The sequence below is a fragment of the Anaerocolumna cellulosilytica genome, assembly GCF_014218335.1.
Taxonomy (GTDB): Bacteria; Bacillota; Clostridia; order Lachnospirales; family Lachnospiraceae; genus Anaerocolumna; species Anaerocolumna cellulosilytica.
In genome coordinates, this window is the sequence record NZ_AP023367.1 from 4,979,368 (window position 1) to 4,998,638 (window position 19,271).

Here is a 19,271-nt window from a genome sequence, read left to right on the forward strand (position 1 = left end):
TATCCTATGAAAAAAATGCAAATATTTGAACCAGCCATGTGCTGTGACACCGGCCTTTGCGGTGTGAGTGTTGACCCGGAACTGCTTCGCATTTCTACGGTTTTGAATGCACTGAAAAAGAACGGAGTGGCAGTTGACCGCTTTAATCTAAGCAGTGCGCCAATGGCCTTTGTCAATAACAAAATGATCAACGATTTTATCAATGAAAAAGGTGTTGAGGAGCTGCCTGCTGTTGTGATCGATGAAAATATTGTGATGACTGGCCGCTATCCGACCAACGAGGAGCTTGTTTCTCTGCTGGAGGTTCCCGCAAGCTATTTGACCGAAACAAAATCCATAAAGCAAGGCGGTTGTGGCTGCTCTGGCGGGAATTGCTGCTAAGCAGGAAAGGAGGTTCCTCAATGCAATTTTTTGACCCACACAAAATCACCTTAACAAAATACCTGTTTTACACAGGCAAAGGCGGTGTCGGGAAAACATCGGTTGCGTGTGCGACAGCGGTAAATCTTGCGGACAGCGGCAAAAGGGTTCTTCTTGTCAGCACAGACCCGGCATCCAATTTGCAGGATGTGTTTAATACCCCGCTTTCAGGGAGAGCAATCCCTATTGCAGAAGTACACAATCTGGATGTGGCAAACCTTGACCCCATACAGGCGGCGGCAGAATACAGGGAAAGCGTAATTGCTCCCTATCGTGGTAAGCTGCCGGAATCAGTCCTCGCCAATATGGAAGAGCAACTTTCCGGTTCCTGTACGGTGGAAATCGCCGCTTTCAATGAATTTTCCAACTTCATTACCAATAAAGACTTAGCACAAAAATACGACCATATTCTGTTTGATACCGCACCGACAGGGCATACCCTTAGAATGCTCCAGCTTCCCTCTGCATGGAGTAATTTCATCAGCGAAAGTACGCATGGGGCTTCTTGCTTAGGGCAATTATCCGGGCTTGAAAGCAAAAAGGAAATGTATAAAATGGCGGTGGAAACACTGGCAGACGGCATACAAACAACCTTAATCCTTGTAACCCGACCTGAAGCAGCTCCTCTCAGGGAAATAGAGAGGGCTTCTCACGAATTGGCGGAGCTTGGTGTACGCAATCAGTCTATGGTAATCAATGGCGTATTGGCAGATTATGATGATAGCATCTCGGAGAGCCTTTACGATAAACAGCAAAAAGCCCTTGTGAATATACCAAAATCGTTAGAGGAAATCCAAGCCTACATGATTCCCTTACGGGCTTATAATATTACCGGCATAGAGAATGTCAGGTCACTGCTCACAAAGGATAGCTATGTCATCAGCGATGAGACCATCAAAGCAAAGAGCATTCCTCAGCTAAAGGATGTAATGGATGACTTATATCATAGCGGTAAAAAAGTCATTTTCACAATGGGCAAGGGAGGTGTTGGCAAAACCACACTTGCCGCCGCTATCGCTTTAGGGCTTTCCGAAAAAGGCGAAAAGGTGCATCTAACCACCACCGACCCGGCAGCACACTTAAAATTTGTTCTCGATGAAAACAGCGGCATTACCATGAGCCATATTGACGAGCATGCGGAGCTGGCACGATATCAGGAGGAAGTATTATCAAAGGCAAGGGAAACCATGTCGGAAGAAGATATTGCCTATATTGAGGAAGATTTACGTTCCCCCTGCACACAGGAAATAGCCGTATTCCGAGCCTTTGCGGAAGTAGTGGAGCGTGCCGAGAACGAGATTGTTGTCATTGATACCGCCCCCACAGGACATACACTTTTACTTTTGGATTCAACCTTGAGCTATCACAAAGAGGTTCAGAGGACACAGGGCAATATCCCGGATTCCGTAAAAAAGCTGCTGCCACGTTTGCGAAATGCTGAAACAGAGGTCATTATTGTAACCTTACCGGAGGCCACTCCGGTTTATGAGGCACTGCGGCTGGAAGAGGATTTGAAGCGAGCCAATATCTCTGCAAAGTGGTGGATTGTGAATTCTTCTCTTTATCATACAAAAACAACAAACGCCCTGTTAGCTGCAAAAGCCAGTAATGAAATTCCGTGGATCAACAGGATAGCGGGACACACAAACGGCAATTTTGCTTTAATCGCTTGGAGTGCAGATGATATGAAGGGCGATAAGCTGCGAGAGCTATAGGAGGACTTTTATGAATAAGAAAGTAAACAAACCCAAAGTAGCATTTATTTGTGTTCACAACTCTTGCCGCAGTCAGATTGCAGAAGCCCTTGGCAAGCACCTCGCCGCTGATGTGTTTGAAAGCTATTCTGCCGGAACAGAAACAAAGCCGCAAATTAATCAGGATGCTGTTCGGTTAATGAAGCAACTCTATGGTATTGATATGGAGAAAACACAGCGTTCCAAGCTACTTTCGGAAATCCCTCCAGTGGATATCGTCATTACAATGGGCTGTAATGTTCAGTGCCCTTTTTTACCCTGCAAGCATCGGGAGGATTGGGGGCTTGACGATCCGACCGGCAAAGGCGATGAAGAGTTTATTGAGGTTATACACGACATTGACCAGCGCATAAAAACGCTTAAAACAAGAATCGAAACAGGTTCCCTTTAAGGAATAACGGAAAAATAATTCACTGCGTACAGGATAGCTACATAGATAAGCTATCCTGTACGTTTTTTTTACTCATTCAAAATAACCCATCGCTCCCCATCGAAATCTTCAAACTTTTCGGTCGTGACATTCTGCTCAAAATAAACCGCAAGGATGCGCTTGATGTCCTCCTTGTCCGCTCGTTTTACGGAAAAGCCCTGCTCTTTCAGGGACTTTTCAATGCGGAACAGATATGGGAACACCTCTTTTTCCTTTTCATTTCGCAGGCGGATCAGGATTAAAAACTCCCTTGCAGTGGCCATCTGTACCTGTATCCGGTCAAGGAAGGACAGGTCTTTTTCGAGGAGCTTTCGCACCACAGGATTCTGCTCCTGCTCCATGCGGCTGCGAAGAAACTGCTTGTTATCCTCGAAGTTTTCCCGGCTGTTTAAACACAAAATTTCAATTTCGGCGATTCCTTTGAGAACAGTCATAAGCGCATAAATGCGGGTGCTGATGCTGCCCTCCGACAGCACCGATATGTTGCTGGGCTTGATGATGAAATACACCAGCTCCCCATGCCCATAGGTCTGCAGGCTGTATTCGGTGATTTCCTTGGTACCGATGAGCTGCCGGGTGGAGGTTCGTTTTTTGGCTTCTGATTTATCGTTCCTGCGCATTGGGCGTATACCTCCATTCATAGAATTGCTGCTTGGTAATAAAAAAAGCACAGGCATACCGGAGAAAATCCAGAATACTTGTGTCCTCAAAGCGGATTGTTAAAAAGGCGTAGACGGCGGTCAGCACAATGGGCGGCACAAAGCCCAGCTGGGAAACCGCAAGCACAGAGATGAGCAGCGCCACACCGATGATGCCGATATCCCGCAGCTGCCACAGCCACAAGATCGCCTTTGCTCTTAAGTGATCGGGGTAAATATACATGAGGCACCTCCCTTACATCCGCATGGAAAAACCGGAGCCTTGATTCAGCTCCGGTTCCATTTCTTTTGCGGCATAGTGTACATTGGGAGAATAACAGGACTCATTCAGCTGCTTGGCGTAGCTTTCGGCCTGTTCTATCGACTCAAACTCCATCGGCTTGCCACCATGCTTGCACCAGCTCTGAGCGGCTCCGCACACCGAACCGGCGCTGCGCATCGCCCACACACCATATTTCTTTTCCATCGTAAAACCTCCTTGGATTTGTTCTGCGGATATCTCCCAGACAGGGATACCCAGCCTCTTGGCTTCCTGAATCTCCATCTCCATGCCGGTGGAAATCCGACTGCCGCAGAGCCACAGCTCATCGCAGGCCTCCAGCACACGATGCCCCATGCGAAGACCGGCTTCTCTCTGGACGGGATCATGGTCATCCAGAAACTGCGGGTACAAAAGATGGACAGCCACCGGAGTACAATCCTGTTCCATTGCATAGCGGCAGGCCGCTTTTGCAAATTCCACATTCTTTTGTATGTCACCGGCATAGGGTGAGGCAATATAGACCAGCTTATTCTCACTCATTTCGCCACCGACTGTACCACTGTTTTTGTCATGTTCACCGCAGTCTGTGCCGCATATACGGTACTCATGAGATTGGCTTTCGTGCTGGTATCCAATCCGAACTGTCCGGCAATGCGGGGGATTTCACCGGCTGCCAGCATCAAACCAAGCCCCAGCAGAGCATGGTCTTTGACCACCATGAGTCCGGCAATCAGCACTGTTGCCTGTAAGAATGCCGTCAGGCACAGGCCGATGACTTGCTTGCACCATGAAACAAAGCCGTCAATGTATCCACGGGGAACACTGAACATATACAGGCTCCCCACAGCAATCTGAATGAGCAGGATGCCGCCCCGCTTCAGGTTGGCAAAGAACACCTTAATGACTGCATAGCCCATAAGGATCAAGATAAAGATCATCATGATCGGGCTGGTTATGGTTTGCAGACCGCCGAACACGCTACTGGTCATGGCCTGCTCCAGATTTCCTGCATCCTGTAACGATGCGATGATGCCTTGGGCTACTGTACCGAAGTCGGCTCCGAGTCCAGTAATCCCGGCAGTGAAGCTGCCCTGCAAAGACACCGACAGCTTATACAGCTCCACCGGCACCGTGGTGAACAGCCCCACAGCCATAAAGCCCTTGATGGCGTTGAGGGCGGTATCCTTAATGCTACCCCTGCCGGACTGAGACTCAATCCCGCATTCAAAAGCAGCCACTACAAGGCCGACCCCGTAGAGCGCCCATGCCAGATAGGAAAAGAACAGCACGATGGACTGCACCCAGCTCATTTCGAACAGGTCGGCTCCCATGTTTCCCATCTGCATAAAAAAGTCGCCGAGGAAGCCCACGATCTGACCGTAGATCCAATCTACAATCTGACCGAGGACAGTGTCGGCAACAAAATCCCATATGAACATTTGAATTTCACCTCTTTCATAACCTCCGACACCTCCCAAACACTGGTCAGTTTTTGTCCACTGATTTATGACTTGACAATCCGCTTTTTCAGAGCTTTAATACCACACAACGGAGGCCGCCGAAATAATTACAAAGGAGGTACTTGTGTGGCAGATTACAAAAAGCTCTACCATAAAATGTTTAATGCAGTAACCGATGCCGAGAAGCTCGTTTCTCAGGCAGCAGGTTTGATGCGCACCGCCCAGCAGGAGTGCGAGGAAACATATATGAATGCAGATGAGACCCCGCTGCGCCTGACAGATAAGCAGCTGGAGGAGTAAAGCTCTGCGACTCCTGTGCTACATCCCCAGCACCTGCCAGATGTATAAGGGAGCGGTCAGCGTGAACACCAAGCAGGCAAAAAGGATTGCCGGAGCCGCCCACTCGAACTGGCCATGTTTCCGATAATCAAAATACGCCGTGCCTAATTTGGCAAAGAAAAACACCGCCAGAATCAGGTCAATGGCGGGGAATACCACCTTGTTGACCACGGTTTTGATCTGCTGGGAGGCCGTTGTCCACGTTCCCTCAATGGCTCCGGCCACATCCCCGGTTCCCGCTGCATAGGCCGTTGTACTGAACAGCAGGCACAGCATCAAGGCAACGCACAGGAGAATTGCAATTCGTTTCGATTTCATTGATTTTCCACCTTTCATCATAGGGTTGAAAACAGCAAGACCGTAGCTTTCAATTGGCTGCGGTCTTGTTTTTTCTCTGTTTTTAATGGGGTTTCTGCGGCGCAATATGCCAGTCCGTCCATAAATTATCCCGGATGGTGACGCTGTCCGTGAGGTTCATGGAGAGCATCCCGGCGGGTGTCCAGCTGTCGATCAGCCATGTGTACGGAGTATAGCTTCCGTCCGGGAACCATATGGGTGAAAAATGCGTCCTGCGGCTGTAGGTGCTGTAGGAATTCTTCTGAAATTCAAACCGTGCGCTATAGCCGGAACTCATGCGTTCCAGCCGCCGCCAGTAGGTCTGATACCCGAATTCCGGAAAGTAGGTCACTGCAGTCTGCGCCCCGGTTACCGCCGAGGATTGATTGGTGCTAACTCTGGCAGAAACCGTTTCATTGACCCCATAGCCGGATTTCATGGTCTTTTCGCTGGCGGTAGGGCTTTTATCATCGGGCTTAATTGCCATGCTGGCTGAAAGGCTGGCCTGATGCCGGTCAAGGTCAAACTCCCACCAGCCCTCGTCTACCCATTCACCGTCATCCTCCCAATGACCGCCTCCGTCACCATCGCAGTACCAATTCCAGTCGCTGTGCCAGACCCAATGCTCCTGCCACCAAGGCCTCCATACTGTCCAGCTGGCGGAGGTCTGCTGCGGATTATTGGGAACAGCCGATTTCCTAAAGCTGTCATTGCGGTCATCGGCCACCGGATTGGGCGGCGGATTTTTATTAAGGTCAACGACATTTATGTTAATTATCGCTTTGCTGGAGCTGCCGCCTCCGGACACAGAAACCGTAATGGTCATATGCTGCGGGGTACTTGGCGTTGTCCAGCGTATCCATGCCAGCTGGCTGTCGCCATCGGGATAATAGATGTTGCTGACCCGGTGGCTCCTGCCATTCACATAAAAGGTTGCCGATACCGGATGATCCGGATCGCTCTGACCGCCGCTGACGGTGATTGCTGTGATGACCTCGGTGTTCACTCGGTATTCGTAATCATACACAGAAACCTCCGGAGGCTCGGCAGGCTTATCCTTAAAGCGCACGATACCGAGACCGAGGGAGGACTTGATTTCCGCATTGGAAGCTGCCTTGCTTCGGCTTCCCGACCACGCTGGATAGCCGAGATCCGCCACCTCCAAGAACATGGACAGAGGCAGATTTTTATGGGATAGGGATACCATTCTCTTTCTCAGGAGACCGCCAACCTGTTCGTCATACTTGGCGGCTTCCGTAGCTGTGGTGGCAATCATCACGCCCTCGAATTTGTAGTAGGCGATTGGCTCCAGAAGCAACTTGTACTCCCCGCCGATTAGCACATCGAAGTCCATACCAGTGAGACCGGCAATGCTTCTGATCACCTGTTCATCAGTAAAATAGCTTTTGATGGCGGCAATATTGTTACTGCCATTGGTGCTGATAATACGAGGGATAGACTGTGTTGGTTTAATTGCAACATAACCGCCTTTGACTGGTGATAGTGACCTGCCACCGTTATATTGCAGCTTACTGATCTTTCCGAAATTGTAAATTGATGAGTTCGGCGGTTTGTTTGTTAAGTCAATCGGAGTTGTGACAATAGCGTGATTATCAGATCTCACTACAGTCACCCGCACACCCTCATTACCCGGAGTCCACGAGTTGGTGCTGGTGCCATCTCCCATGCCACCGCCGCCTCCATCCACATTTCCATCACCAACGGCATAAACGGAAACAGGCGAAATCAGACAAAAGAGCAATACCAGCGATAAAAAAGCAGAAAGCAATCGTTTCATTTTTTCTCCTTTCCGCAACAAAAAAAGCACAGCATAAACTGTACTTTTTTGTTGCAAATATTTTTTAATCCATTTCGCCAATCTTGTTGCCGTTTTCATACATATCGTCAGCGTTTATCACCTGATTGGCACCGCCGTCCGGCACATTATCAAATCCCGGCAGTCCACCACCGTTTTGCGGCTTGCTTTCAGGAGCCGGTTTCTTTTCCGTATTCTCCGGCTTGTATTCCGGCGGCTTGGATGGGTTCGTGGTATCCGCATCCTTTGGCAGTTCAGGCTTTGCAGGAGCTTCCGGCTTTACCGGATCGGACTGGAGCTTCTGCTCCGGTAGATCGGTCTGAGGCGGCAGCGTTTCCGTGCTTTCCGGTTCAGGTGTGGGCTTCGGGGAAACCACTACTTCTTTTTTCTCTGTGCTATTCTGTATATCAGGAGCCACATCCGAAGAGCTGATCGGCTCCTGTGAAGAAGCATCCGGTTTTGTAGGTTCCTTGGTAAACCGCATTCCGATGGCAACCACCAGCGCAAGGCCGATGATCGCAGCACCCGCAATGGCGAGCCTCCTTTTGGTTTTATCACTCATATAGACAACCTCCTTTGAGAAGTGTAAAATGTTACCTCTTTGTATTTCTCACCATACTACAATTTTTTTCGGAAGTCCAGACAATTTCCCGAACAGTTAGAAGACCTCGGTATATCCTGCCTGAACCTTGAGGCGTATCTTCATGGGAGCCAGTTCCTTGCCCCCAAAATAGACCGGCACCTCCAAAAGAATCACCGCATCCGCTTCGAATCGCTGTGCGTTTTTGGGAGAGGAAGGAGCCAGAGGCGCATTGCGGATGGAAACGTCCAAGCCGGAGAGCCTGTACTCCGAAGCATCCCCCGCATATTTTGCATGGTAACCACCGACATTTTTTGTGCCGAGAACACCGTCCATATAGCCGTAGATGTCGCCGGTGTTCACGCTGTAGGAAAAGGAGGAGCCATCCGGCTGGTAGCCGCCGCTATAGCCCTCCCGCACACCGTGATACACGTTGGCATAGTTGTCGTTGACCGTCACGATAATGGCATCCTCTAAGGCTTCCTTTACGCCGGTGGCGATAATATTCAGCCGGAAAAACTCCATCACGCCGCACAGAATAATCACAAGCGCCAGCGTAATGGCTACCACCAAGGGGAAGCCGTTCCCGGCCTTATCCTTAAAAACATTTTTCAGCTTGGTCATTTGTGATACACCTCGCTTTTCCCGGAGGCCTCCGAGCGGAGAGTAATCGGGAACGAACCAAACCCGCCGAACAGCCCAATGTTCTTTTCCAAGGTCAAAGTCACGGTAATTTCCTGATTGAGCTGGATATTGCCGGTCTTTGACCATGAAATCCGGGGACTCAGCCCGGTTTGCTCGGTGAGAACCGCAGCACGGCGGTTGGTTTCACTGCCTACCCTGCCGGAGATTTCCGCTTCCCGGCACAATTCGGTGGCATAGGTGTCCAGTTGGTTCTTTGCGATAAACACCGGAAGCACCTGCACGGCCAGCGCAATCGCCAGCATAGCGCAGAGGACAAGGACGCACACGTCAATATATCCCTCGCCACGCTTGGATTTTAAGAGCTTCAGCATAGCTTCACCCCCTGTTCGGGCGGGGCGGAGTCCTGCTCTATCTGCGGAAAATCGCTTAGTATATGCCACACATTGTTGCTGTAATTGGAGCTGATGACCTCCTGATTCAAAAGCTCATCAGCGGTTGCCACTATTGCGCACTCCGAAACACCGGGATGCCCGGTCACGCTCTTTCCCGACAGCAGCTCTTTTGCTGCTTCCGGCGTTAAAAAGACAAACCCGCCCGGTGTCATCAGATCAAAGGACGCCTGCGGATATTTGATTAACATTTCCTGTACAATCACAGTTTCACCCCCTTAAAACATCCCACCGAGAGACTTGATAATCTCATAGGCGATGATGGCCAGATAGGTAAAGAGAAAACACATCAGCATGAGAAAGGAGAACATACGGATTTTCGGCGGTATTTTCTGCGCTTCACCTTTCAGGCGCTGCAGCTCCAGCTGCTTGAAATCATGCGCCAGCATCTGAAAATACACCGTGCTGTCATCCCCACGCAGAACACCGATGAGACCTCGCACAACATCCGACAACATAGGTGAATTGAGCCTTGCCTCGAACCGGGTAAGGGCAGCCTCATAACTGGAGGAGCGCATATCCGCTGCCAGCATGGTCAGCTCACCAGCGAAGGCTTCCCCGGCGTTTTTCTTGTAGTTCTCTATGATGGCCAGCACATCACGGGAGGCTTTCAGCTCCTGCTCAATGTTGGCAACAAAGCGGGGCAGCTCCTTTTCCACAGAAGCTCGTTTGGCAGACAGCTTTTCGTCTGCCTTTTTGGTTTCCTTAAAATACACCATGACCGCAAGGAACACGACTACCGGCACCAGCAAAGGGAAAATAAAGCCTGCCGGAATTGCCAGCAGCAAAATCACGCTGGATTTCACCAGCGCATAGGCCTGATAGACCTCCGGCTCCATGTTCATGCCGGTGGCTTTCAGTACATTTTTGAGCCGATGCCTGCGGTATTCATCCATGCGGATCAGCTTTGCGAGCTTTACTGCCCATGTCATGAGGTAGGCTTCTAAGCTCTTTGCCGCTTTTTTCTCTGCCCTTGTAGTGTTGAGCATGGCCTTGGCGGTGCTGAGGTACGGCAGGCGCAGCACGTCTAAAAGAAGGAAAAACAGCCCCGCAGTTAAGGTGACTCCAAATAAAAATAGTAGAACCAAATAATTCACCTCCAAAAATAAAAAGCCGCTACCATTTGGTAACAGCTTTCTAATATAAAAATTAAAGCACGGATACTATTCCAAGAGCAGTATTCACAACATCGCTAAATTTGACACCTTTGACAGTATCCCAAAACTTGTTGGCGAGCAACTTACGATTCAGGGAAACAACATCATGTTCTGCACGGCATTCATCAGTAATGTACTCCATGACTTCCCGAATACTTGCATAATGTTCATCCAAGTTCTTTTCAAGATCAATTCGAACGTGCTCATCAAAATGGATTTTCCCATCATAGAAGTTAAGCAAGATTAGTTCGAACTTATCCTTATATATTAGCTTTTTGTGCTGGTTTAGCTCAGTTTTACAACTGATAAATGCATCCAAATCAAAATATACTCCGGTTGAATTCCCATGAAAATTAACGGCAAATTGCGTAGGTGAGCTTTTATCTGGCCAAAGATACTCACCGTATCCTGCCCAAAACAAATCAAAGTCACGGCCGGAGTTTTTATGCCAATACTGATAACAACTGGATATTATCTCATTTATTATTGGTATATCGTATCGAGCAAGCATTAAACCGATTATTCTTCTCTCACCGTATTCATATCTTTCACTGAGTCTACGGCTTAGTTCATCAAATGATAGCGCAGGTATCATGATTTCACCTCCATAATATCATGATACCACACTTCACCTCCGATACTCAATTGGTTTGGTCAGTTTAAGGACACAAGCCGTAGAAACAAAGATAAGGGCGGCGCTGATTGCCAGAATGATCTGACCCAGCGGCGTATGCATCAGCGTGTCGTACCAGCTTTTGTTTAAGAGATACATCAGCGGAATGTTGCCGATCACGAAAATAACCATGATAATAAATTCCTTGCGGGGTTCAAAGACGAGGTATTCCAGCTCGCCGTTCACGATCCGCATATCACTGAGCTTGCTGACGATGGGAGTCAGGGTAACTTTCAGGCTGCGGTCATGCTGGCAGTCGCACAGGGCATCGCACCATTCCCGGAACACTTCGTTGTCGATTTTGGTGCGCAGCACCTTAATGGCCTCCAGCACATCGGGATCAATCAGCTTGACCCGCAGTACAAAATCCTTGAACACCTGATGCACCGGGGGGTTCAAGTAGTGGAGGTTTTCCTCCACAGCCGTGAGGATGTTTTCACTTCTCAGGTAGGCTGTGGTAACAATGGAGAGGGCTGTTTCCAGTTCGGCGGCAATGTCCTTTTTGAAATGACTGGCGGTGAGCTGCACATACCAAAAGGGCAGCATCATAAAGCCCACCGCCATCACCGGAGCCAGAAAGAAGTTGCCCATCACGATGGCAATAGCGGCACCGATAGCGAACAGCAGCAGAGAGCAGGCGCAAACCAGAGAAAAGCGATTGCTTCTGCCGGTCATGTTCAACACCTCCTGCGCCATCTGGATTTGCCGTTTCAGAAATCCCGGCTTTTGGCGGCGCTGTGCCGCTTTGATTTCATCCTTGATGGACTTCTTTTCTCTGGTGAGAAAGGAAAACAGCCCATTGGTGAATTCCATCGGCTTTAGGCTGAGTAAAAGAAAAAAGCCTGTAATCATTCCGATACAGGCCAGTAATTGAATGGTTGTCATACGGATTTTTGCCCTCCTTTCTTGAGAAGATTGATGCGTTCTTGCGGCATACCGTTTTCCAGCAGCCGTTTGCACAGGCTGTCGGAGATGGGATTGACCGTTACATGGTGTCCGGTAATAAAAAACTGATTGTTTTCATAGCGGTTTTCGGTGATCTCATACCGGAACAGGGTACGGTAATTTCGGCTGTTGTCCGGCAGGATTTCGCACTCCATGATTTCCATGAGTCTGCGCTGCTTGTTTTCCAGCTGCTTGCAGAACACGATGATGGGATAGGCCTCCGTCACATAGCCCATGAGGGTTTCATCCGACATATCCACGGCTCGCTTGCACAGGGAAACCATGCGGCGATAGGTGGACTCGCAGGAGTTTGAGTGAATGGTGGTGACCACTGCCACACCGGTTCTGGCTACCTCCTGTGCGGCATTGGCCTCCGCACCACGCATTTCCCCGACCACGATGATATCCGGATTAAAGCGCAGGGAGATGTCCACAAGATCGATCTGCTCAATGCGGTACAGCTCGTTCTCGCTGTTGCGGGTGAGGGTATGCACCACGGAATTGGTGACTCTGCCGTCCTTTTCCCGGATGAGAGACAGCTCCCGGCTGCCGTTTTCAATGGTAAAGATACGCTTGTTATCTGGAATGGTGGTTAACAGCCAGCCTGCCATGGTGGTCTTGCCGCTGCTGGTTGCTCCCGCAATGCACACCGAAATGCCGTAACGGATGCACTCCGAGAGAAAATCCAGCATTTCAGCGGTTGCCGTGCCGCCGCTTATGAAGTCCTCCTTTTCCATGTGATTGGGATTGACGATACGAATGGAGGCGGCAGCACCTATGCTGGCATCCACAATGGGGCTTTTCATGACGGCAATGCGGATGTTTTCCGCAAGGGTGCCGACCACCAGCGGGGACTGATCATCCAGAATCGTGCCGGACACATGAAGCATCCGGCGCAGCACGTTGATGCAGTGTTCGGGGCTGTCAAAGTGTTCCCACAGCTTTTCGCAGCGCCCACCGGCATACTGGATTTCGATGTCTCGCCAGCTGTTGATGTCAATTTCTTCAATTCCATCCGCAAAGATGTACTTGGTGAGAAAGGAATACTCGGCCATTTCCGTATACAGGGCATCCACCAGCTGCTGCTGTGTCATGCCTTTGACCGCCACACGGCTGTCCTGCACAAACTTGGCGATGTACCGCTTGATGTTGGCTTTGGCTTCGGCGGCGTTACCGTCCGACAGCAACTCACTGTGCTGACCGGCGATATATTCCTGCACCTGTTGAAGAACATTGTGAAAATCCCCGGTTTCCTGCTCCGGAGTAAAAAACAGATTATGCCTGCTCATACACCGAACACCTCCTCCGAAATTTTCTGTATCTCTTTCCGGAAGCCCCGGCTGACTTTCAGGGATAAATCGGCGAACAGGTTCCCGGCCAACACCTGAGCCTCCAGCTCCGGGGAGTGAGGAAGGGTAAACACAGCGCTGCCCAGCACCTGCTCCATGTTCTGGCTGGCTTCGTTGGATTTTACGTTGCTGACCGCCTTGTACAGCTTGTCAAAGTCAAAGCCTGCCATCCGCAGATATTCCTGCTGGCTGGACAGGTAGCTCACCGATTTCAGGTCGCAGCCTATGAGCCGAAGCACCGCATCGGCCTCCAGAATGGCGATGGTGGACAGCTCGTCAAAATAGATGGAGCTGCCACAGTCAATGATGATATGACTGTCCATATCACGCAGAACTTCAATCAGCTCCCGGAGCAGCTTTTCATTCACCGGCGGATAGCAGTTTTCGTTTTCTCCCTTTTGCAGGCCGATGACCGCCAGATGGCTCATGCGTTTATGGGTGTTGCAGTTGTTTTTCATTAGCGATTCGGTAATGGTATTGGCGGCCAGAATGCTGCCGAGGGAATGATCGCCCTCCAAATCACCGGGCGGACAGATGCAGGGTAGCATGGGCGTGGTGCAGTCGCATAAAAGCAGCACCACGTTCTTTTTTCTGTCTGCCAGATATTTGGCCAGCTTGACCGCCACCGTGGTTTTGCCGCAGCCGGGGCTGCCCCAAACCGCCAGCATCCGTGGGGCGTTATCCGGTTCCATTTCCTGCGGTTCCGGATCGTTTTTGCGGTTGAACAGGCCGCCTTTTTTGAAGTTCAGCATTTACTCAGCCCCGCTTTCCACCGGCGTGTCCGCAGGCGCTTCCGGCTGACTGTTATCCTCGCTTTCCTGAGATTCCGTTTCCTCCGGATACAGCTCGGAAAGCACCGAATCCTGCGCCTTTGTAAACTTTGCCGCATTTTCCTTGCTACCACGGTAAACGAGGGACACATGAAGGGTACCGTCCGCTTCCAGTTCGGCGAGGATTTTGCTTTGCTCCGGAGTGACCAGCAGGGTGACGGTAGCAGGCAGTTCTTTCTCTGCATCCGCCTGTTCAGAAGATGGATTGGGTTCATTGTTACGCTGGTCTGCATCGTAGCCGCTGTCTGCGGTGACAGCGATGACCTCCACATACTGCAGCTCAGGGGGGATCACCGTCACGCCCTGCTTCTTGTAGTCCGGAGCAACGATAGACACAATATCCCCGGAGATCAGCTTGCCGGACAGCCCTGCGGCAAAGCTCTTGACCGATACGGAAATTGCCTGTTTTTCTCCGGTCAGATTGTAGAGATAGGCGTTTTCCGCAGCAGGGACATCGGCAATTTTGGAGGCGATGATGTAATCTCCCGGCACCAAGTCGGCGGAGGCGAACTTACCGATGACGGTGTCCATATGCCTGATCACATCCTCCGGCAGATTGTAACCGCCCACCTCCATGGTCTGCACCATGTCCTTGGTGATGGCTTCCCCGATTTTTATGGGCTTGGCTACCCGCACGATTTCAGTTTTCTGGCTGATGCTTTGATTAAACAGCGGCGTAATCGCAAAGCAGATTAGAAGCGACAGCACAATGCAGATTACGCCAATGACCGTTCTATTCTTGAAAAAGCTCATAGCTTGAGTCCTCCTTTGATTGATAAAAAATGATTACTGCACAGCATATTTTCTAATCTTATATCTGCGGATAACGTGTGGAACGCCGACAGCCACAGCTGCAAGCGGCAGTACCGCACACAGCAGCTTCACAATTGTTCTCTTATTTGATTTCTTCATATCATACGTCCTTTCACGACATGAAATAGGCGAGCAGACAGCCCGCCGATAAAAAAGGTGCAAGGGGGAAGGCTTTCTTTGCCTCCCGCCTTTGCACCCTGCAAACAATCCGGTATATGACCACATAAATGAGCAGCAGGCTGAGTCCGGCCATCGCCGCAAGCAGTCCTTTGGGCAGACCCAACACAAGGCCGCAGGCCGCCATCAGCTTGATATCGCCGCCGCCCATGCCGCCGAAAAACACGGCAGCCAGCAGGAACGGCAGGGCAATCAGTATTCCCAGCAGCTTGACCGGCGTAAACTCGATTATGGAAACGCCTGCGATTCCAAGGCAGAGCCAGTTTGGAACAATACGTTTTGTCAAGTCCGTTACCGATGCTGCACACAACAGTAGGGCAAAAATGACCGCCTGCACAGCGGCCAGCTTATCCGGCATAGTTGAACATATCCTTAATGCGCTGTACGAGAGTAGGCAGCACGGTTTTGTCGAAGAGCATATACAAACCGGCCAGCACCAAAGCGCCGATGACCACGGCCATTAAAATTTTTATCGCGGTATCCACGAAGCCCTCGGCGTGGTTATTGGCGAGTGCCATTTTTGCCTTAATTGCCAGCATATTGGCCTTATTAGTTACCTTGCTTATCATTTTTTTCATGGTGTTTTACCTCCAAATTTTTTATTGAGTTGTTACATACCGCCCATCTGCATGGGCGGCTGGGACTGCTCCGGTGCGACTTCCTGCGGCTGTGCCGGAGCTTGGTTCATGGCTACGGCCTGCTGGTAGCTGTCCAGCACCGCCTTGTGGAGCTGCTCCCGGAACTCCTTGGTCACCGGGAAGCAGATTTCCTTGTAGCCGTTTTCCGTCTTGCGGCTGGGCATGGAAACAAAGAGACCGTCACGGCCTCCCTCCACCACCTTAATGCCCCGGATACCGAGGCAGCCATCCACCGTTGCCGAGGCGTAAGCACGAATGCCGCCGCTGGCTCCGAGCGGGTACATGGAATTAATTTTCACTTCTACATCAGGCATGATTTCTTTCTCCTTTCGCATTTTGGCAATAAAAAAACAGCCCCTTTAGAGCTGCATGGTCTGTGTCTGTTCCGGTAGCTGGAATGCAATTTCCTGAAATCCGAAGCGGTCGCAGTAATAAAAGCTGCTGTCGTTTTCGTTATACAGCTCCAGCACATCCGACATAGACAGGGAATGCCCCGCATAACCGGGAGGATGGTCTGTATTGAATTTGGTGTACAGTGCCTCCAAATTGTTAGTTTCCACCTCGCCATCATAGACGGTCTGGTAATCGGACATCTGCGGTTCGCCGAACTCCTTACAGAAATCCGCAAGGCTGATGAAGCGCATCCGGAGATCCGATTCGGGCTTTAGCTGCCACACTCGGCAGCTTTTCAGCAGGGTGAGTTCTTGGGTATCCCTCTGACCGTTGACAAGGCGGTCATACACACCGTCTGTCCATTTCACCTCGCCGATCTCCTTTTGGTGGCTGAGAAAAATGTTCAATTCCTCCGATTCAAACAGAGGATCGACCACCGCCTTGCCGCCGCTGACATAACCGGCGGGGTTGCCGTAGTACAGAATGATATCTTTTTCCATCCGGATATTTTTCATAAGCTTGCCTCCTTTACGTCATGGTCAGGCCTCCATTCTGAGGATTATGGAGCGCTTCTATTTCCTCTTGGGAGGGATGAAGGAGCTTACCATCCTGCAGTTCCAGCACACAGAAGTCATCCCGGTCGCAGAGCATGATGCGGTGCTGGTAGGGCTTCTGCATCTCCACATAATCCAGCGCCTCCTGCTCCGTGCAGAGCCAGACACCGGAGGCATAGCGGCCATCGGGCAGAAAGCTGTAGCCGCTGTATTTCGGCTCGTGATTCTTCAAATCCAATGCGCCCACCGGCCTGATTTGGGAGAGTTGCAGCTTGGCACTGTCCGGCAGAAGCTCCGACTTTACTATGCCAATGACCTCGCTGCGATTTTTCAGGGCAAACTCCCCGGTGCGGAGCGATACCAAGAATACAGCAGAGCCGCTTGGGTTGACACCGGCTCCGTTTCCGCAGAGGCAAAAGTACAGCTGCCGCTCCGGACTATCGTGACTGATTACGACAACCTTTCCCTGAATACTGCAGTCCAAGCCGGTTGCTGAACAGTCTTTTTCAGTGTATAGAGTATTTCGCTCCATTCTCAACCCTCCTTTTTCTGCTGCAACAGGGCGGTCAGGTCGGAAATAAGGGAGAGCCTTGTATCATCCGGCATGGTCTTGAAGGCTGCACGGACATAGGCCTCCACCGCCTCCGGGGACTGATCGCCGATTTCGATGATATCCACCTTTTGGACGCTGACTCTGCCGTTGGCAAGTTCAAGCCGCACAATATCGCCGTAATCCATGCCGCTGGCGGTGCGCAGCTCCTTGGGAATCAGCACCCGGCCTTTACCGTCCATCAGCTTGTAGAGGGACTTATTTTTCATCCTCTGCACCTCCCTCCAGCACACAGCGAATGGTATCGTGGCTTACACCAAGGCTATCGAACAGCTCCATGAGCTGGGGCGGCAGCTGCTTCACGGGATCAGCACTTCCGATGATGATGACACCATCCTCGCAGCGGATATCCAAATCGTCATCCAGCGGAATCCCCGCCGCCGCCAAAAGCGCATGAGGCACCGACAGCTCTGCGGATTCCGGTGCTTCCACCGGTTCACTCACGTTTTCGATGCCATCCTTGGTGAGAAAAAACTCGCCATAGCTGTTGATCTGCTTCACCGGGTGATGGGACAGATACGCCAGATGCACAGTATCCCCGGCAGTAACGCACATGGTGTCCAACACACCGGGCGGCAGAATGATGCTACCGTTATCAGCAACTTGACCTTTTGTTTCAATGATTTTCATAGCATAAACCTCCTTTTACATCCCCATCTGCGGGGCGTTAAGTTGTTGTTCCTCTGCCGATTTCAGCTCCGACACAAAGGTGCGAAGCTCATCCCCGGTCAGACAGATATTGGCGATCTCCATTTCTTTGAGGAAATAGGCGGCCTGCTTGTATTCGTCAGCCAGCTTCTGCATTCCCTTGGCGTTGTGGTAGCCGCTGCTGATGCGGGTATAGCCCTTGAAAATGCAGTCATAGCTGCCGGTTTTTTCATTCTGCAGCACAGTCAGATACAGCCCTGCATTGGTTTGAGCACTGCAATCCAGATACAAGTCATTGTGAACATTGCCCACCACAAACTGATATCTGCCGCCGCTTTCTTCCTCAATCAGGGCTTTTGCCCAGCGGATTTTTTCAAGTCCGGTCATTCTTCGAATTCACCTCCAAAATCAAATAGGTTTAATTGGAACGTATCCTTTTCCCGCTCCTTGGGATCGTAGTTGGTAATGATAACCTCCGGGTACTCACAGCCGCCCTCATACCGCTGTGCCAGATTGCTCAGGCGGGTGACCGGTGTGATGGTGTAATCCTGATACAGCTCCCGGATGAATTCACAGTCGTTGTAGCTGACCATCCACTTGCCCTTACAGCCCACCAGCGCATCCCGGAGCCGCTGGTGGTCGGTTTTGAGGAATTCCACCGCATAGTGACCCTCGGTCATGTAATAGGGCGGATCGCAATAAAAAAAGGCATCGTCCCGGTCATATTGCCGGATCAATGCCTCGAAGTCTTTATTTTCCACCACGGTATCCGCAAGCCGCCTTGATGCCTCCCATATCACAGCGAATACCTTGCGGATGTCAAAGGGCTGGCATCCGTAAGAGGTACATCCGCTGCCGTAGCTGTAGCGGATGAGCTTGAAAAAAGCAGCTGCTCTCCACACATCGCTTGGCTCGGCCTGCTTCAACATAATTGCCTTCAGTTCCTCAAACTCAGGTGGCGGGAGGTTCTGCTGTGCCAGCTCCAGTTCCTCTTTTAGATATTCTGTATCAAATTCATCCTTTTCAAAGAACCGACGCAGCACATTGAATTCATGTCGGGAGTTGAGGGGCAGAAAGCCCAGCTCTTTGAGAAATGCCAGTGTTCTGTTTTTTACGCAGTAGAACAGGTTTGTCAGATTGCTATTGAAGTCGTTGTAGACCTCCATTCCTTTGCAGTCCGGCGGCCTGCCGAACAAAACCCAACCCCCGCCGCCAAAGACTTCAATGTATCTGCCGAAGTCCTTGGGGAAGAGCCGGTAAATAATATTGCGGAGGGCTTTCTTGCCGCCCACCCAGCTGATAAAGCTATTGATATTCCATCACCTCCCTCTGGA

Annotated in this window: 30 protein-coding genes; 4 read left to right on the forward strand and 26 right to left on the reverse strand. The window is 50.7% G+C overall.

What is annotated here, in order from left to right; all coding sequences use genetic code 11:
* Window positions 1–6: 6 nt before the first annotated feature.
* The 3 genes from arsD to acsn021_RS20595 are packed head-to-tail and all read left to right on the forward strand — an operon-like array spanning window position 7 to window position 2,565.
* On the forward strand, window positions 7–381 hold the full coding sequence (gene arsD, locus acsn021_RS20585) for an arsenite efflux transporter metallochaperone ArsD (RefSeq protein ID WP_184094923.1): 375 nt from the start codon (window positions 7–9) through the stop codon (window positions 379–381).
* On the forward strand, window positions 351–2,135 hold the full coding sequence (gene arsA, locus acsn021_RS20590; protein ID WP_330601812.1) for an arsenical pump-driving ATPase: 1,785 nt from the start codon (window positions 351–353) through the stop codon (window positions 2,133–2,135). Before arsD ends, arsA begins: the two co-directional genes overlap by 31 nt.
* A 10-nt stretch (window positions 2,136–2,145) precedes the next feature.
* Window positions 2,146–2,565 (forward strand): arsenate reductase ArsC, encoded by a 420-nt coding sequence (locus acsn021_RS20595; protein ID WP_184094925.1) that lies wholly within the window; start codon window positions 2,146–2,148, stop codon window positions 2,563–2,565.
* A gap of 68 nt (window positions 2,566–2,633) precedes the next feature.
* Here the strand turns inward: acsn021_RS20595 and acsn021_RS20600 are convergent, their stop codons facing one another.
* From acsn021_RS20600 to acsn021_RS20615, 4 genes are read right to left on the reverse strand one after another with little or no spacing between them, the layout of a single operon-like run.
* Window positions 2,634–3,224, reverse strand: coding sequence for a hypothetical protein (locus acsn021_RS20600; protein WP_184094927.1), 591 nt, complete (start codon window positions 3,222–3,224; stop codon window positions 2,634–2,636).
* Complete coding sequence (locus acsn021_RS20605) at window positions 3,208–3,486, reverse strand: hypothetical protein (RefSeq protein ID WP_184094929.1); 279 nt, start codon at window positions 3,484–3,486, stop codon at window positions 3,208–3,210. Before acsn021_RS20605 ends, acsn021_RS20600 begins: the two co-directional genes overlap by 17 nt.
* A gap of 12 nt (window positions 3,487–3,498) precedes the next feature.
* Window positions 3,499–4,065: a DUF7768 domain-containing protein gene (locus acsn021_RS20610; RefSeq protein WP_184094931.1), complete on the reverse strand. Its 567-nt coding sequence runs from the start codon at window positions 4,063–4,065 to the stop codon at window positions 3,499–3,501.
* Window positions 4,062–4,964 (reverse strand): conjugal transfer protein TrbL family protein, encoded by a 903-nt coding sequence (locus acsn021_RS20615; RefSeq protein WP_184094933.1) that lies wholly within the window; start codon window positions 4,962–4,964, stop codon window positions 4,062–4,064. Before acsn021_RS20615 ends, acsn021_RS20610 begins: the two co-directional genes overlap by 4 nt.
* Window positions 4,965–5,111: 147 nt before the next feature.
* On the opposite strand from acsn021_RS20615, the gene acsn021_RS20620 reads away from it, so the two are divergent.
* On the forward strand, window positions 5,112–5,285 hold the full coding sequence (locus acsn021_RS20620) for a hypothetical protein (RefSeq protein WP_184094935.1): 174 nt from the start codon (window positions 5,112–5,114) through the stop codon (window positions 5,283–5,285).
* Window positions 5,286–5,303: 18 nt separating this feature from the next.
* On the opposite strand, the gene acsn021_RS20625 is transcribed toward acsn021_RS20620, so the two are convergent.
* The 22 genes from acsn021_RS20625 to acsn021_RS20725 form a co-directional block, all read right to left on the reverse strand.
* Entirely contained in the window at window positions 5,304–5,600 is a 297-nt protein-coding gene (locus acsn021_RS20625; protein ID WP_456298286.1) for a DUF3852 domain-containing protein, read from the reverse strand.
* 124 nt (window positions 5,601–5,724) lie between these two features.
* Window positions 5,725–7,458, reverse strand: a complete 1,734-nt coding sequence (locus tag acsn021_RS20630; RefSeq protein WP_184095007.1) for a hypothetical protein — start codon at window positions 7,456–7,458, stop codon at window positions 5,725–5,727.
* A 64-nt stretch (window positions 7,459–7,522) separates the two neighbouring features.
* Window positions 7,523–8,038 (reverse strand): DUF6550 family protein, encoded by a 516-nt coding sequence (locus acsn021_RS20635; protein ID WP_184094938.1) that lies wholly within the window; start codon window positions 8,036–8,038, stop codon window positions 7,523–7,525.
* Between the two features lie 96 nt (window positions 8,039–8,134).
* Window positions 8,135–8,680, reverse strand: coding sequence for a hypothetical protein (locus tag acsn021_RS20640; protein WP_184094940.1), 546 nt, complete (start codon window positions 8,678–8,680; stop codon window positions 8,135–8,137).
* Entirely contained in the window at window positions 8,677–9,072 is a 396-nt protein-coding gene (locus acsn021_RS20645) for a DUF4320 family protein (RefSeq protein ID WP_184094942.1), read from the reverse strand. The genes acsn021_RS20640 and acsn021_RS20645 overlap by 4 nt, the downstream gene beginning before the upstream one ends.
* Complete coding sequence (locus acsn021_RS20650; protein WP_184094944.1) at window positions 9,066–9,356, reverse strand: hypothetical protein; 291 nt, start codon at window positions 9,354–9,356, stop codon at window positions 9,066–9,068. The genes acsn021_RS20645 and acsn021_RS20650 overlap by 7 nt, the downstream gene beginning before the upstream one ends.
* A 12-nt stretch (window positions 9,357–9,368) precedes the next feature.
* Window positions 9,369–10,238: a secretion protein F gene (locus acsn021_RS20655; RefSeq protein WP_184094946.1), complete on the reverse strand. Its 870-nt coding sequence runs from the start codon at window positions 10,236–10,238 to the stop codon at window positions 9,369–9,371.
* Window positions 10,239–10,299: 61 nt separating this feature from the next.
* On the reverse strand, window positions 10,300–10,902 hold the full coding sequence (locus acsn021_RS20660) for a hypothetical protein (protein WP_184094948.1): 603 nt from the start codon (window positions 10,900–10,902) through the stop codon (window positions 10,300–10,302).
* Between the two features lie 33 nt (window positions 10,903–10,935).
* On the reverse strand, window positions 10,936–11,865 hold the full coding sequence (locus tag acsn021_RS20665) for a type II secretion system F family protein (RefSeq protein WP_184094950.1): 930 nt from the start codon (window positions 11,863–11,865) through the stop codon (window positions 10,936–10,938).
* Window positions 11,862–13,214: a CpaF/VirB11 family protein gene (locus tag acsn021_RS20670; RefSeq protein WP_184094952.1), complete on the reverse strand. Its 1,353-nt coding sequence runs from the start codon at window positions 13,212–13,214 to the stop codon at window positions 11,862–11,864. Before acsn021_RS20670 ends, acsn021_RS20665 begins: the two co-directional genes overlap by 4 nt.
* Entirely contained in the window at window positions 13,211–14,026 is an 816-nt protein-coding gene (locus acsn021_RS20675) for a ParA family protein (RefSeq protein WP_184094954.1), read from the reverse strand. Before acsn021_RS20675 ends, acsn021_RS20670 begins: the two co-directional genes overlap by 4 nt.
* Window positions 14,027–14,857 carry a Flp pilus assembly protein CpaB gene (cpaB, locus tag acsn021_RS20680; RefSeq protein ID WP_184094956.1) on the reverse strand — a complete coding sequence of 277 codons (831 nt, stop codon included), beginning with the start codon at window positions 14,855–14,857 and terminating at the stop codon, window positions 14,027–14,029.
* Window positions 14,858–14,890: 33 nt separating this feature from the next.
* A complete protein-coding gene (locus acsn021_RS23030; RefSeq protein WP_279289769.1) occupies window positions 14,891–15,016 on the reverse strand; it encodes a hypothetical protein in 126 nt (41 codons plus the stop codon).
* 13 nt (window positions 15,017–15,029) lie between these two features.
* Complete coding sequence (locus acsn021_RS20685; RefSeq protein ID WP_184094958.1) at window positions 15,030–15,452, reverse strand: prepilin peptidase; 423 nt, start codon at window positions 15,450–15,452, stop codon at window positions 15,030–15,032.
* Window positions 15,442–15,663, reverse strand: coding sequence for a DUF6133 family protein (locus acsn021_RS20690; protein ID WP_456298287.1), 222 nt, complete (start codon window positions 15,661–15,663; stop codon window positions 15,442–15,444). Before acsn021_RS20690 ends, acsn021_RS20685 begins: the two co-directional genes overlap by 11 nt.
* A 41-nt stretch (window positions 15,664–15,704) precedes the next feature.
* Window positions 15,705–16,046, reverse strand: a complete 342-nt coding sequence (locus acsn021_RS20695) for a SpoVG family protein (RefSeq protein WP_184094962.1) — start codon at window positions 16,044–16,046, stop codon at window positions 15,705–15,707.
* A 45-nt stretch (window positions 16,047–16,091) separates the two neighbouring features.
* The gene (locus acsn021_RS20700) at window positions 16,092–16,640 is read right to left on the reverse strand and encodes a YodL domain-containing protein (protein ID WP_184094964.1); all 549 of its coding nucleotides are present in this window, start codon (window positions 16,638–16,640) and stop codon (window positions 16,092–16,094) included.
* A gap of 13 nt (window positions 16,641–16,653) precedes the next feature.
* A complete protein-coding gene (locus tag acsn021_RS20705) occupies window positions 16,654–17,211 on the reverse strand; it encodes a hypothetical protein (RefSeq protein ID WP_184094966.1) in 558 nt (185 codons plus the stop codon).
* Between the two features lie 2 nt (window positions 17,212–17,213).
* The gene (locus acsn021_RS20710; RefSeq protein ID WP_184094968.1) at window positions 17,214–17,498 is read right to left on the reverse strand and encodes an AbrB/MazE/SpoVT family DNA-binding domain-containing protein; all 285 of its coding nucleotides are present in this window, start codon (window positions 17,496–17,498) and stop codon (window positions 17,214–17,216) included.
* The gene (locus acsn021_RS20715) at window positions 17,488–17,919 is read right to left on the reverse strand and encodes a hypothetical protein (protein ID WP_184094970.1); all 432 of its coding nucleotides are present in this window, start codon (window positions 17,917–17,919) and stop codon (window positions 17,488–17,490) included. The genes acsn021_RS20710 and acsn021_RS20715 overlap by 11 nt, the downstream gene beginning before the upstream one ends.
* A 15-nt stretch (window positions 17,920–17,934) precedes the next feature.
* Window positions 17,935–18,324, reverse strand: a complete 390-nt coding sequence (locus acsn021_RS20720) for a hypothetical protein (RefSeq protein ID WP_184094972.1) — start codon at window positions 18,322–18,324, stop codon at window positions 17,935–17,937.
* Window positions 18,321–19,199, reverse strand: a complete 879-nt coding sequence (locus acsn021_RS20725; protein WP_334297379.1) for a DNA adenine methylase — start codon at window positions 19,197–19,199, stop codon at window positions 18,321–18,323. Before acsn021_RS20725 ends, acsn021_RS20720 begins: the two co-directional genes overlap by 4 nt.
* Window positions 19,200–19,271: the final 72 nt, after the last annotated feature.